The organism is Anoxybacillus sp. B2M1, from assembly GCF_001634265.1.
In the GTDB taxonomy this organism is placed as follows: domain Bacteria; phylum Bacillota; class Bacilli; order Bacillales; family Anoxybacillaceae; genus Anoxybacteroides; species Anoxybacteroides rupiense.
In genome coordinates this window covers 3,543,865-3,557,568 of the sequence record NZ_CP015435.1, presented here as the reverse complement: position 1 = coordinate 3,557,568, position 13,704 = coordinate 3,543,865, and the positions used below count along the sequence as shown (strand labels likewise).

The 13,704-nt window shown below is 40.7% G+C and carries 9 protein-coding genes; 2 read left to right on the top strand and 7 right to left on the bottom strand.

All coding sequences use genetic code 11. The annotated features are described in order from the left end of the window. Window positions 1-126: 126 nt before the first annotated feature. Window positions 127-882: a MerR family transcriptional regulator gene (locus tag GFC28_RS17260; RefSeq protein ID WP_044744677.1), complete on the top strand. Its 756-nt coding sequence runs from the start codon at window positions 127-129 to the stop codon at window positions 880-882. Window positions 883-1,364: 482 nt separating this feature from the next. On the opposite strand, the gene GFC28_RS19415 is transcribed toward GFC28_RS17260, so the two are convergent. Further along, the gene (locus GFC28_RS19415) at window positions 1,365-1,508 is read right to left on the bottom strand and encodes a hypothetical protein (protein WP_156450480.1); all 144 of its coding nucleotides are present in this window, start codon (window positions 1,506-1,508) and stop codon (window positions 1,365-1,367) included. A gap of 121 nt (window positions 1,509-1,629) precedes the next feature. On the opposite strand from GFC28_RS19415, the gene GFC28_RS17250 reads away from it, so the two are divergent. Continuing rightward, window positions 1,630-1,857, top strand: a complete 228-nt coding sequence (locus GFC28_RS17250; RefSeq protein ID WP_044744678.1) for a hypothetical protein — start codon at window positions 1,630-1,632, stop codon at window positions 1,855-1,857. A 697-nt stretch (window positions 1,858-2,554) separates the two neighbouring features. Here the strand turns inward: GFC28_RS17250 and GFC28_RS17240 are convergent. From GFC28_RS17240 to GFC28_RS17210, 6 genes are all read right to left on the bottom strand, one after another. Next, window positions 2,555-3,274 (bottom strand): RHS repeat domain-containing protein, encoded by a 720-nt coding sequence (locus GFC28_RS17240; RefSeq protein WP_066329547.1) that lies wholly within the window; start codon window positions 3,272-3,274, stop codon window positions 2,555-2,557. 1,234 nt (window positions 3,275-4,508) lie between these two features. Next, the gene (locus tag GFC28_RS17230) at window positions 4,509-10,127 is read right to left on the bottom strand and encodes a DNRLRE domain-containing protein (protein ID WP_231883460.1); all 5,619 of its coding nucleotides are present in this window, start codon (window positions 10,125-10,127) and stop codon (window positions 4,509-4,511) included. Window positions 10,128-10,368: 241 nt separating this feature from the next. Beyond that, a complete protein-coding gene (pheA, locus tag GFC28_RS17225; protein WP_044742996.1) occupies window positions 10,369-11,217 on the bottom strand; it encodes a prephenate dehydratase in 849 nt (282 codons plus the stop codon). A 20-nt stretch (window positions 11,218-11,237) separates the two neighbouring features. Then, window positions 11,238-11,633, bottom strand: coding sequence for an ACT domain-containing protein (locus tag GFC28_RS17220; protein ID WP_044742997.1), 396 nt, complete (start codon window positions 11,631-11,633; stop codon window positions 11,238-11,240). 78 nt (window positions 11,634-11,711) lie between these two features. Next, the gene (gene obgE / locus GFC28_RS17215; RefSeq protein ID WP_044742901.1) at window positions 11,712-12,998 is read right to left on the bottom strand and encodes a GTPase ObgE; all 1,287 of its coding nucleotides are present in this window, start codon (window positions 12,996-12,998) and stop codon (window positions 11,712-11,714) included. A gap of 16 nt (window positions 12,999-13,014) precedes the next feature. After that, the gene (locus GFC28_RS17210; protein WP_044742902.1) at window positions 13,015-13,566 is read right to left on the bottom strand and encodes a sporulation initiation phosphotransferase B; all 552 of its coding nucleotides are present in this window, start codon (window positions 13,564-13,566) and stop codon (window positions 13,015-13,017) included. Window positions 13,567-13,704: the final 138 nt, after the last annotated feature.

Here is a 13,704-nt window from a genome sequence, read left to right as displayed (position 1 = left end):
TGATGCAAGTCCTAAAGTTTGATAAATTGATCATGAAAATAACGGGATTTATTTTATAAAAAGCCGTCACCCATGGTTTAATGTTTTTTTATAAACTTTCTATCTATGTATAAAGGAGAGACCCAAATGATTCGTCCCATTGACATCGCCCGCAAATTAAATATAAGTACAAGCGCTCTTCGGCATTATGAATCGTGGGGGCTTGTCCCTCCCCCAGAGAGGAAAGCAAACGGTTATAGAATCTATACTGAAACACATGCCGCCTATTTCGAATGCATTCGCGCAATGTATCCGGGATTTGGCATGGAACTGATCAGAAAAATCATGCCCCTTTTACATGAAAACAAAATTACGGAAGCTCTATGGCTCATCAACGAAGCCCAAGCGAATGTATACGATGAAAAACAACGGGCTGAACAAGTTTTGAAAGCATTAAAAACGAGTGACAGCGATGAATTTTTACCAAAGAAAAAACAAGGTTGGTTTACCATCGGGGAAGTGGCTAAAGTGGTGGGGGTGCCCAGCTCCACATTAAGGCATTGGGAAAAGGAAGGAATGATCATCCCAAAGCGGGACGAGGAGAACGGATACAGAAAATATAGCCGTGCCGATATCCGTAAATTATTAATTATTCGCACACTACGCGCAGCTGTTTACTCGCTCGATACAGTCAAAGAAATGATCGCTGAATTTGACAATAACAATATTGCCCAAGCAGAAAAAATCGCAAAAGACTCCCTTTTATATATGGATCACTTAATTACGGAACAACTGCGCGGAATGTATTATTTGTATAAGCTATGTGCGAAAATTGCTTCTGACAAAAAAGCGCCATTTCTAATCAAGAAAGATGATAAAACCAATAGTTCCTTGTATGAATAACGAGTCGTCATTTTTCCCCATGGCTCCAAAATGTTTCGTGAAAATATATGCAGTATCAGGTGTGTTGATGATCCAATAAAAACCCATTGACATGGCTTGATTTCCTCGCTTTTCTGCCGCAGTCGGCAAGCCATTCGCTTGCCGCTCGGCGTCTAGCTCAATCATTCCATCTTTTTAGTAAAATCATGGCTCAGTAACACTCGTGAAGCAGTCGATTATTTTTTTCTATCACGAGGATCCAACATACGTTTAATGAAAAAATAAAGGATCAGCAATTCGCTTCCCAAACCTACGGGAAAAACAACAACATAATATAAAAGGCTAGGTCGATTAATACCAAGTAAGGTTTCTAAATAATGACCATCTAAATAATTGTAAATACTTTTCCAAATAAATAAACATATAAAAAGAAAGATTAATTTTTTTCATCAGACATCAACCTATCCATTATTTTGTTTTCCATCCAATAGTATAGCGCCTATTCAATATCGTTGAATGCTACATCTATTTTGTGGCTCGTACCATTCAAAGTTTCTTGACTGATTTATAGAATATCCTTGTGTGGCTGCTTCTTTTATGTTGTTATGGACAGCGGCTTCATCCCATAAACCAAGCCACGTACTCATCCGATTCCTCCTCTAGGCGCATTTTGCACAGCTAGGGAGATTTTCCATCATATTCGACAAGTGATAAACACTGATCTCATTCCCCAAAATTTATGTTACAATTCAAAAAAGGAGGGAGAAAATGGATTTCTTTTGGATAGGGTTATTATTTTGGTTATTAATGGGGTTTTCTGTTTTCTTTCTTATGTTGGGATTGATGAAAAACAGGAGAATCCATTTTGTATTTAGTGCTTTACTATTTTTGCCTGTCGCTTATTATTTCAGGGGCGCAGAGAATGCTTGGAAGTTTATGATGTTTTATCCTCTCATTCCTATATTGCTTGCCATATTTTTTGTAAAAAAGCGTTAAGTAATATAGAATCTCTAACCGTTCATAAACGCACTCCACATTTACTGAGTATTTTTGTATATCCAATCCAGTGGAAGGAGAATTCACTTTGGATCTCTGAGCGGCTGATGAGGACGAGTTCTCTCATGTCTCTGGGTATCCATGTGCCGACATTCCTTCACTAAGCAGAGGCTGATGAAATTCTCCCGGGGACTCTAGGTGAAGAATGAGAGAATAGCTAAACATCCGTCTTTGAACAGTTTTGCGATCACCAGTGCTTTTTTGCCTCGTTCTTCATCTGTCAAATTGTCCGAGTTGTTTGGACCATTTTGCACGCATCGGATTGCCCCAACGGGACTCTTATTTCCTTTAGGAAATAGATGAGATTCAACCCATAATGGACGACCGATTCGACGCCAACGATCACTCCCGTTTTTTCCGAATTCCTCATTACCTCTTGGATGAGCGCATTTCAGACAAGTCTGGCAAATGACAGGCACCGTCCCAACGGTCAAGCAGCGCCACGAATAATATAATTATTTTTTGTTTGTATTATCACTTTTTTCAAAAAGAAATATAATGAGTAAACCAATCCCGGTAGCAAAAGGAACACCTATTAGAAAATAGTAAATGTTTTTAGGTATACCAAAGAAATTGACTAGATATAGAAAAAGAGTCCCCCATATAAATAAAGTAATAGATTTCATCCAATTTTTCATTAAATATCCATCCACCCGTTTTTAGGATGTTTATCCCGCTTGTCAATTTCCTTTGCAATCATTGTACCTATATCTAAATAATCAAGTGCAACCCCCACTGCAAAGCCTACAATCCAAGCTAATTTATTTGCTTCCCAAGCTTGTAGACGGGACACTACGGTTTTATAAAACAGCCTTTTCGCTGCCTCTTTTCCTTTTTTAATAATAAAGGCTTGGATTGCACCAGTACCACCACCAACGGCTGCGCCGATAGCAAAATTAAAAATTGAGCCTGCCAAGTTCACTCCTATTATTCTTAAATGCCCACTTGAGTCAATATACATCACCGGATTATTCTGAGTATACGCATACTGATTCAAGCTTTGCGGCTCATTTTCAAACCCATGGAACGTATCTCTTGTAATAAACCGCCCCATATTCGCATCATAATACCGCGCCATTAGGTAGTATAACCCGGTTTCCTCATCGTAATAATACCCGGCATAACGGTATGGGTTCGCTGTTGCCAGCGCACCGGTTTTAGACAGAATGTTGCCCCATGCGTCATACTCGTATTGCGCGACGACATTTCCGCTTGCATCCGTCAATGCGACGACATCTCCATGGCCGTTTACATGATAGTAGTAAGTGACTCCGCCTTTCGTCATCGTGACCGGGCGGCCCAATGCGTCCCACGTATATTCCGCTGCGATGTTGTTGTTGACATCTGCTCTATCCAATAAACCAGGTGACAGATACTCACCTTACAAAACACCCCCAGCCGCATTTTTTGCGGCTGGGGGATTCTACATGATATTGACGAGCGACAAGCCCCATCCCTACTTGTATAAATTGCAATAAAAGAATCTCCTCATCACTGTTTCCAAAGTTGGTTTGCAATAAACCAATTCGCCGTACATGTATACAAAAAACCAGAGTATGAAATAAAACTTCAGTTTATATGCATATCAATATGTTCTTTTAGGCGATTGTTCGATTTCTACAGTTGAGCGATGAATCTGCTAGATGTTCCTAACCGTATCCATTAGCTAGGATTTTAAAAACAGTAAATATATGAATCCAATTACAATACCTAATCCTAACAAAAATAAAAATATCCTTCTAATTATAGGAGGGAAAAGTTTATAAATCATCATAAGGAAAAAGTCAGAAACATCTGTTGGTGTTCCAGAGGAAGACTCTTTAATTTTTACATTAGATCCAAAAATAGATAGCCACATTACAGACAACCCTATTAAAATAAAAATGATTGACATCAAGATGAACTCCATTTTTCACACCATCCTTATGGCTAATTTATTGAAATCTAAAAGTTTCAATCAAGGGACATTTCAACCATTTCTTAGTTTAACCATAATCACCGTAATATGGCACACTAAATTATTAATTAAATCAATTTCCATTTGTGTGAACTCAGTGTGTTTCCCAAAATTAAACACTCCATTTTCTTAATTCAAATTACTTCTTTTCCTCGGTTAGGAGATAGTTTTACAAAAGTTCGTGTACTGGATGAGGGACTGATTATACTCGAACGGCTCTTTATTTACTCAACATAAAAAAACAGATTATAAGTGTGCATAAAACAGGCCGTCCAAAAATCATGGCAATATAAATTTAAAGATTACTTCCCTTGTATGTCAGTCAATCACTTTAATTTGGAGTATAACCTTAAAATAAAATTAGATATATCCGCTCTGCATGGAATAGTGGGCATGTTAGGTTCAATGCCTAGTAAAACAGGGATTAGTGCCTTGTACCTTCTCCTAGAAAACTGTCCGTAGAGGCTCTATGTCAAGCCACTAAACGTTTTTTCTGTAAACTGAAGAAAGGAGTTTTGCACGATACTCCAGATGTTCGCTGCATTAACTCGCAAAAACCCGTTTAAAATTGCAAAAAACGACCATTCTATTCCGAAACAACTTAATAATTTACAATATTAACCAAATTTAGTACCTAATATCTAAATATTAGATTTGGAACTACTAAACTTGTGTAGAATATAGATTTTTTTGTCCAGTTATATCCTTTGGTTATTTTTTTAAATGCAGATTTTGAAAGCTTTTTTGCTAAATAGTTAACAACTTTTTCGGCCCCCTTAGTTAATATGATATTAGAAAGAACCGGGAATAAATACCAAGTTAAAACTTGCTTTATCACATAACTGGCGGCTAAACCTGCACCAAAGCCTATACCAGTACTTATTAAAAATCCAGGAGTTAAATTAATTGTTACAGATATTTCTTGCCAACCTATATTGGCCTTAATATAACTATTAAATCCCAAATCAAGTCGTTTTGAGTAGTGACCATTCGGATCAATAGAATTAATAGGATTATTTTTCGTATACGCATACTGATTCAAACTTTGCGGCTCATTTTCAAACCCATGGAACGTATCTCTTGTAATAAACCGCCCCATATTCGCATCATAATACCGTGCCATTAGGTAGTATAACCCGGTTTCCTCATCGTAATAATAACCGGCATAACGGTATGGGTTTGCTGTTGCCAGCGCACCGGTTTTAGACAGAATGTTGCCCCATGCGTCATATTGGTATTGCGCGACGACATTTCCGCTTGCATCCGTCAATGCGACGACATCTCCATGGCCGTTTACATGATAGTAGTAAGTGACTCCGCCTTTTGTCATCGTGACCGGGCGGCCCAATGCGTCCCACGTATATTCCGCTGCGATGTTGTTGTTGGCATCTGTTTCATACAACAAGCGAATCGAGTCGCCATCGTAGTGATAGTAAGTCGTACCGCTTGATGTTGTTTTGCTGATGCGTCTTCCTTGATGGTCATACGTATAGGTTGCGATCGTAGCGCCGGATGCGTTTTTTACTTGAATGAGACGGTTTTCGTTATCATACACAAACGTCTTGTTGCCGTTGTTCGTTAAATTCCCGTTCACGTCATATGTGTATGCCTGTCCGTTAACGGCTGTTAATTGGTCCGCAGCATCATACGTATACGTGGTCGTTGTCGTAGTCGTTCCATTGTTGACGATTTTCTTCGTCCGGTTGCCAACCGCATCGTATTCATACGTAATCGCTGTTCCATCCGCTAGTGTTTCCTTTGTCAGCTGATTCAATGCATCATACTGATACGTAATCGTGCCATCTTTTGTTTCTACAGTCGTAATATTGCCGTTGGCATCGTAATTGTAGAGGAAGTAGTTTAAAACATTTCCGTTTGCACCGAAGTTTTTCAGTGATTTTAGCTGATTGGCATCGTTATACTCATAAGCGGTATAAGTTCCATTGGCATGGATGATGGACGAAATATTTCCGCGCTCATCGTACGTAAATCTCGCTAAATTCGCGCTGTTTCTTGACAAGACGACTAACTGGTCCAATGGATTATAGCTGTATCCGATCGTATCAGTCGTTGTACCAGCCGTAATGGATGTCGATGTAACATTTCCATTATCGTCATAACCGTAGGCAATGGCGTTCGATGATCCTTTGCTGATGCGAGTCAGACGGTTGTTTTTATCGTATGTGTACGTGGTCGCATTTCCATTGGCATCCGTCACCGACGTCACGTTGCCATTGGCATCGTAATTGAACGTCCATTTTGTTGTCCCGTTGTAAGCAACGGCAACGAGTCGGTTCAGCGCGTTGTAGCTATAGGATACGCGATCCCCGGTTGCATACGTAACCCCTGTAAGATTGCCGTTTTTATCATAAGCAAAGGATGTCGTTTGATTTAACGGGTTCTTGAAACTAGAGATTTGGTTCCATTCATTATACGTATAGTTGGTTGTATAATTCTTTGCATTAGTGACCGATGTTCGATTTCCCACACCGTCGTAACCATAGGTAGTCACATTTCCGTTTGGGTCGGTGACTTTGGTTAATTGGTTATTGTTGTTATATTCGTAAGAAGTCGTTTTTCCTTTTCCATCTGTGACGCTCGTTTGGTTTCCGATAGCATCGTATGTGTAAGAAACCGTATTTCCTGCCGGATCGGTGACTTTGGTGACGTAGTTTTTCTTTGCATCATACGTGTACGACGTCAGAGAAGCTCCTACTTCTAGACGCATTGCATCAAACCATGCTGTGCCCGTTTGATTATAATAGTAATAATACACGTCAATGTAATCGAATGCCTGTTTCGGCTTCACTTCCGCGGCAACATGCTGCCAATCGGTCTTCATCTTATCGAAATCGTTGGCGTAGTCCCAGTCTGTTGTACCATTCGTATAGTGGATCGCTACTTGCAAGCTATAGTAACCGCCGTTTGGATTGGCTCCTTCCTGTTTGGACCATCCAGACAACGTAAGTTTGGTGTTGCTGTCGCCGGAAATATTGATTCGTTGTTTAATATATTTATTTTTCCCAGACTCTCCCGTGATTTTAAATGACTTGCTTCCGACATATATATTCGCAACTGTTGTATCTAGTCCATCATTTGCTGATAAGTTGCCGCTTGTTGTCCAACTGTCAGGAATTCCATCACTATTAACATCTCGCTCAAAGCTTGAATTATCTACAAGATTATAGGCGCTGACAACCGTTCCTTTCTCTAGTTGGATCCCATCGAAATAAGCAGTTCCAGAACCAGCGTTTATACCGACAGATACTCGAATCGTCCGAGTTCCCGATGGAGCATTATCCGCTACAACATGAAATCGGGTCCAGTCGTTCGTTCCTGCCAACCCATAAGAAATTTTTTGATTTAACCAGTTTCCTTGTGCATCAAAATATTCAACTTTTATAAGGGCCTGTGCAGACATGGACGATGTTTTTACATAACCGCTTGCCACATAAATTCCACCATCATACGGCTGCTTATCAGAACTAACAATTGCCCATCCAGTTGAATTGGAAATACTAATCCCTTTATTCCCAAATTTGCTTGTTGCGGTCCAACTGAATGTAGCGGTTTTCCCTGATTCTACCGCCTTTGTCCAGTTATCTGGCCAATTATCCGCATTATTATCCAATTCGAAGCTAGAGTTACTTACCAAGTTATCGGCTGATGACATTGGATACGTCGAATACTGCAAATTTCCCAAATTATCGTATCGTTGCGAAACTGATTGCGTATAAGGATCAATCGCTTCGGTTTGATTATTATTTTGGTCATAATCAAAGGTGCTGACGTTGCTGTTAAAATCCTGCTCTTTGATAAGATTGTTTTGTAAATCATACGTATATTGTGCGGACTGATTTTCCGGCAATTGAACGCTAACGATATTTCCTTTTTCGTCATATTGATAAATGAACGCTGCGGTTCCGTTTGCCTTATTTTCATTTGGTTCTATCACTCGGGTTAAATTATTGTTATTATCATAATCAAATGTGGTTACAGCTTTGTTTTGAGCATCTAAAGGATTTTCTGTGATTTGAATAATATTGCCGTTAGCGTTGTACGTATAATCTATCCGTCTCCCTTCTCCATCTGTAACCGACGTAACACTATTGGTTTTGTCATAGGAATAATTGGTAATACTCGTTGCAGGCGTGCCGTTAATCGTAATAGGGCGTTCAATACTTTTTACGCGGTCCGATGTATCATAGCCAATTGTCGTCATAATATTTCGAGCATTTTTAATACTTGTTAGATTATGATCTGAATCATACGTAAAAATGGTCGCATTTCCTTGAGCATCCCTGACTTTGGTTAGGTTACCGAAAGTATCATACTCATAAGAGATGGTTCTATTTGCCGGGTCGGTGATACTTGATACATATCCATTTGTTCCATAGGAAATGGTCGTCGTTCTTGCTGATGCATCTGTAATTAAAGCTAATTTTCCGTTTGCATTATAATTCAATGTAGTTGTGTTCCCGTTTGTATCAACAATGCGAGAAAGTTTTCCATTTGCATTGAAATAAAGTTTTGTACCGTCCGTTTTTGTTACTGTATAAGTGCCGTCTCCATTCTTGATTAGATCAAGATAGACACCACCAGCAGCTTCGTATCCCCCACCCACTTTTTCACCAAAAATATGACGAGTATTATCTCCATCAACAAACGTAATGGGGCCATTGCTTGCATCCCAAATGTTCATTTCGACATTAGACATCCAACCATAACCAAACATTCCATTTGTTCCGGACTTTCGACTATTGTATGTTCTTGTAACTTCAACATCTTCACCCAGACCAGAAATAGCAAGATCCGTTGTTTGTAAAACAAAGTTTCCGTTTGCTGGATTCACCCCATCTTTAGTGGTCGTCCAGAAAGATTCTTGGCCGATTGGCTCTACCCAATAGTTAATCGTGATGCGTGGAGTATTAACACTGCTATTTACCGTATTGAATGCGCGATAGGGAGAAGACGATTCGTTTTGTTGTTTTAACATCAATCCGTAGTTTGGCTGAATGCCATTGTACCAGTCCTTAACTAACTGAGTGATGTCCCAACTCCAGTACGCATTGGCTGTATTGTTTGTTGTTGTTGATTCTTTTGTACTTCGAACAGAAGGTTGATTATTCCAAGTAACAGAAGAAGACCAGTTACTTGTGATCCGATATAAATCAATGGACACTTGTTGACCATCAGCATTTGTTTGATATGCATTAAATGTCGCATTGGAAATCACGCTATCACTTGGAAGACTTGGAAGGTAAAATCTCACTAAAGCACGAGTCATGCCGAAATAACTGCTGTATCCTGTATTCATGTATGTGTTACTCGAGTAAATTGAGTCAGGATAATTGCTTGCAATAAAATTATCACGTAAAACATCCCAATCATTAATCGTAGGATCAATCGTTACTGGGTATGTTGTATCCGGATCCTGCAAAAAATTTTCATCCGCTATAACATCTACATAAGTTCTACCATTTTCCTGGCGCAAATGAAAAGCAACTTGGTCCGAATACTTATTATTTGCATCAAACATATATGGCTTTTCAAAATACCATTGAGGGTTCCCTTTTGCATCCTCAAAAACGATGGTGCCATCTTTTTTAGCAACAGCAGTCAATCCTTTTAATTTAATCTCAAAAGTAAATGCATTATTGGAAGGCTTATTGTTCAGAATAATATCTTCTTTGACAGCATTTCCTTGAATACGGTATCGCACATCTGTTTGTTCAAATAATCCCTTATAAGTAATTTCATTATTTTTGACAATTCCTTGTACATTTTTATCATTAATCGGAATAAGTGAAAGTTTTTTATCGTTTTCTGCAATAGAAACAAGTTCAGCTTGATTAGAATATTCTGCAAATGCAGCTTTAAAGACATTAGCTGTAGTTTCAAATTGGTTTGTTTTATTTGCTTTTAGATTGTTATTAATTTTTTTCCATTTTTTATCAAGAGGATCTTGATAAAATTGAGGTTGTAGATATATCTCTTCTGTAAAACTTCCATCTGGATTCAAGTATCGAGTTGAGTACTTGGTTCGCTTGCTTTCTAATTCCAATTTTGTTTTTGGCCGTTTGTCAGGAAGATCACCAAGTTGAGCTTCAATCTTTTGTTTTTTCGTCATCACTCGATCTGACTTTCCAAGAGCAGCCTGAGTAAACGATGGAGCAATAGAACTAAAAATTAAGCAAAAGGAAAGAATCACAGCCATATAGCACTTATAGCGAAATCCCCGTTTCCTTGCCATCTTATTGTCTTCCTTTCATCATTTTCTAATCATCCGGATGACAATAAAATTATAGCAACGCCATATAGAAATTTAGAATAATCCAAATAATGTAATTTTACAAACATCTACTGTCACATACTTCTTTCTACCTTTAAACACCATGTAGGATGAAAATATTCATAAGAGATTCTCTTAATAGTCAAGCAACATCTAATACATAAAACACCCCCAGCCGCATTTTACGCAGCTGGGGGGATTCTTAAATGATATAGTAGGGATAGCTTCCCAATACTTGCACCGTGCAGTCGAGCGCCTCAAGCTCAGCGATGGCTCCGGGGATGAGGATATCATCCATTTTTTGATCGATGTCGATAATAAAAAAATAGTTTCCTAAGCCCGTTTTCGCTGGACGCGATTCGATTTTCGTTAAATTTAGACGGCGCCAGGCAAAGGCGGACAGCACTTGGTGCAGGGCGCCGGCTTGATCTTTCGGCAATGCGATCATCAGCGTTGTTTTATCGCCCGCATACAGCGGTGATTGCAGTGGCAACGCTTCATTCTGCCGACGGACGACAATAAATCTTGTATGATTATAATCGTAGTCGTGAATATTTTCACGTACGATGGTTAAACCATATTCTTCCGCGGCCAAGCGATTGGCAATCGCCGCGATTGGAAGATGCGGATTTTGGCTGACGAATTGAGCGGCAGCGCTCGTTGACGTCATATACACATATTTTGCTTTTTTAAAATTTTGATGCAAAAATTTATGGCATTGTGCAATCGCGTGAGAATGTGAGTAAATTTCTTGTACGTCACTCCACATATGTGCATGATAGGGATGCACCATTAAATGCTGCTGAATCGGCGCGATAATTTCCCCGACAATCGGCAGCGGCTGTTCATGAATCAAATAATCCACCGTCAAATTGACCGAGCCTTCGATCGTATTTTCAAGTGGAACGACTCCTAGCTCCACTTCTTGGCTGCTGACCGCATCAATGCACTCCGGAATCGTATCATATGCGATTTTTTCGGCAGCGGGAAATAGAGTGGTTACCGCTAAATCCGTAAAAGTCGCTTTTGGTCCTAAATAGCCAATTTTCATCATTCGCCTCTCCCCTGATTCTAATAAGCGCCTGACCCGACAATTTCCACCTTTTCAACAAACTCGAGATGGCGCAATTTTGCCAATAAATTCTCGATGTCCTCATTCATATCGTTAGTGCTAATTGACATTGTCACGTTGGCACGGCCCTGCAGCGGAATCGTCTGGTGAATCGTCAGCACATTGCAGCCGGCCGCCGCAACGACACTGAGCAGCTTGGATAGCGTGCCCGAACGATCTTCAAGATGGAAAAACAATGTAACGATGCTTTCTTTCACAACAGCTTGAAATGGAAATACCGCATCGCGGTATTTGTAAAATACGCTGCGGCTCACATCAACCAGCTGGACGGCTTCCGCTATCGAGTCGACTTTTTTCCGTTCCAATAACTCCTTTGCCTGCAATACTTTTCGCATGGCTTCCGGCAGCACATCTTCCCGCACTAAATAAAATTTCTTATCTAACTTATCCAACGGACTGCATCCTCCGCTTCTTTAATCGATAAATTCGAATTCGTAATCGAGCAATTTCACAATGTCGCCATCTTTTGCCCCGCGTTCGCGCAAAGCGTCATCCACTCCGAGTGAACGCAATTGCCGCGCAAAGCGACGCACAGATTCATCTCGTGAAAAATCGGTCATCTTAAACAGCTTTTCGATTTTCTCTCCCGATACGATAAACGTGCCATCACTGTCGCGCGTAATCGTAAATGCTGGCGCCTCCTTCTCCAATGTATAAACAACGCGCTGGACAGCTGGCTCTTCCGTTTCATGAAGCGGAAATTCCGGTGTCGTTTCTAAAAGGTCGGCAATGGCAAATAATAAATCGCGCAATCCTTGCCGTGTAATCGCGGAAATTGGAAAAATCGGCACCTCTTCTGGCAGCTTTTCTTTAAAAGCTTGCAAGTTTTCTTCGGCATTCGGCATGTCCATTTTATTGGCGACAATGATTTGCGGCCGTTCGGTCAACCGCAAATTATATTGCTTGAGCTCCTCATTAATAATAACATAATCCTCATACGGATTGCGGCCCTCTATCGCTGCCATATCAATGACATGAACAATAACACGGGTTCGCTCAATATGGCGCAAAAACTGGTGGCCAAGTCCGACTCCTTGATGGGCCCCCTCAATCAGCCCCGGTAGATCGGCCATCACAAAACTGCGGCCGTCGTCTGTTTCAACTACCCCTAAATTCGGAACGAGGGTCGTAAAATGATAATCGGCAATTTTCGGTTTGGCAGCCGAGACGACTGAAAGCAGAGTGGATTTTCCGACGCTCGGAAATCCTACGAGTCCCACATCAGCGAGCAGCTTCAGCTCAAGAATCACATCGCGCTCTTCTCCCGGCTCGCCATTTTCGGCAATTTCTGGCGCCGGATTAGCAGGAGTGGCAAAGCGCATATTCCCGCGCCCGCCGCGCCCGCCTTTCGCGACGACAAAACGTTGGCCGTGTTCTGTTAAATCAGCAAGCACTTGCTTCGTTTCCGCCTCCATCACAACCGTTCCCGGCGGCACTTTGACCACTAAATCCTCCGCATTTTTTCCGTGCTGTCCCTTCGACATCCCGTTTTCGCCTTTGGCTGCTTTAAAATGGCGCTGATAACGGAAATCCATAAGCGTACGGAGCCCTTCGTCTACCACAAATACAACATCGCCGCCTTTGCCGCCGTCTCCTCCGGCCGGTCCGCCTTTTGGTACATATTTCTCGCGGCGAAATGCAACCATTCCATTTCCTCCGTCGCCGCCTTTCACATAAATCTTTACTTGATCGACAAACATGCTGCTTTCCTCCGATCTATCCTTGATGCTTACGTGCAATTTTAATCGCTACGGTCATTTCATCTTTATGTATAGAAAATTGCTCTAAACATAGGGAAGCTCCGCGTTCATGAGTGTTGAGCCATTCCATAAACGCGTTCTCATCGCTTATTGTGCCACTGTAGTCAAAAAACAACCGCACTTCCGCGTCGAATGCTTCAATCGAAATCTCTAAATGGCTTTCACGATTCATATCGGCTTGCTGTTCCATCACCTGTAAAAACGCTCGACACCACTCGGTAAGCTCGCTGTCATGTGCCGATAAATCACAGCCGTCCCCGAGCACTTCATACGATATGGAAATTTTCTTCGCTTCCCAATTATAAGTCATTAATAGTTCTGCAAACTGCTTCGCCCCTAAATTTGTGAGTTTCGTCTCATGCTGCATGTCCCGAACGATTTCTTCAATAATCTCATGGACTCTCTCTATTTTATTCAATGCCAAATTCCCTTTAATCAACTGGATTTTATTCAGCCAATCATGCCGGGAATGGCGTAACGCATCTAATATGCTCCATTTTTCCTTCATTGGTGGCGCTCCTACCCATTTATTTTTAGTTAAATTATACCAAATAGCAAATAAAACAGCTAGTGGCGAAATAAAAAGCAGAGGCCGATCGGCTAGGAGATTTTTTTACGGCAATAAACCCGCCTGGCATAACCTTTA

Excerpts from the sequence above, each read along its gene's own strand:
- pheA (WP_044742996.1), bottom strand. The coding sequence starts at position 11,217 with ATGAAAATTGGCTATTTAGGACCAAAAGCGACTTTTACGGATTTAGCG.
- GFC28_RS17220 (WP_044742997.1), bottom strand. The coding sequence starts at position 11,633 with ATGCGAAAAGTATTGCAGGCAAAGGAGTTATTGGAACGGAAAAAAGTC.
- GFC28_RS17260 (WP_044744677.1), top strand. The coding sequence starts at position 127 with ATGATTCGTCCCATTGACATCGCCCGCAAATTAAATATAAGTACAAGC.
- obgE (WP_044742901.1), bottom strand. The coding sequence starts at position 12,998 with ATGTTTGTCGATCAAGTAAAGATTTATGTGAAAGGCGGCGACGGAGGA.
- GFC28_RS17230 (WP_231883460.1), bottom strand. The coding sequence starts at position 10,127 with ATGGCAAGGAAACGGGGATTTCGCTATAAGTGCTATATGGCTGTGATT.
- GFC28_RS19415 (WP_156450480.1), bottom strand. The coding sequence starts at position 1,508 with ATGAGTACGTGGCTTGGTTTATGGGATGAAGCCGCTGTCCATAACAAC.
- GFC28_RS17250 (WP_044744678.1), top strand. The coding sequence starts at position 1,630 with ATGGATTTCTTTTGGATAGGGTTATTATTTTGGTTATTAATGGGGTTT.
- GFC28_RS17210 (WP_044742902.1), bottom strand. The coding sequence starts at position 13,566 with ATGAAGGAAAAATGGAGCATATTAGATGCGTTACGCCATTCCCGGCAT.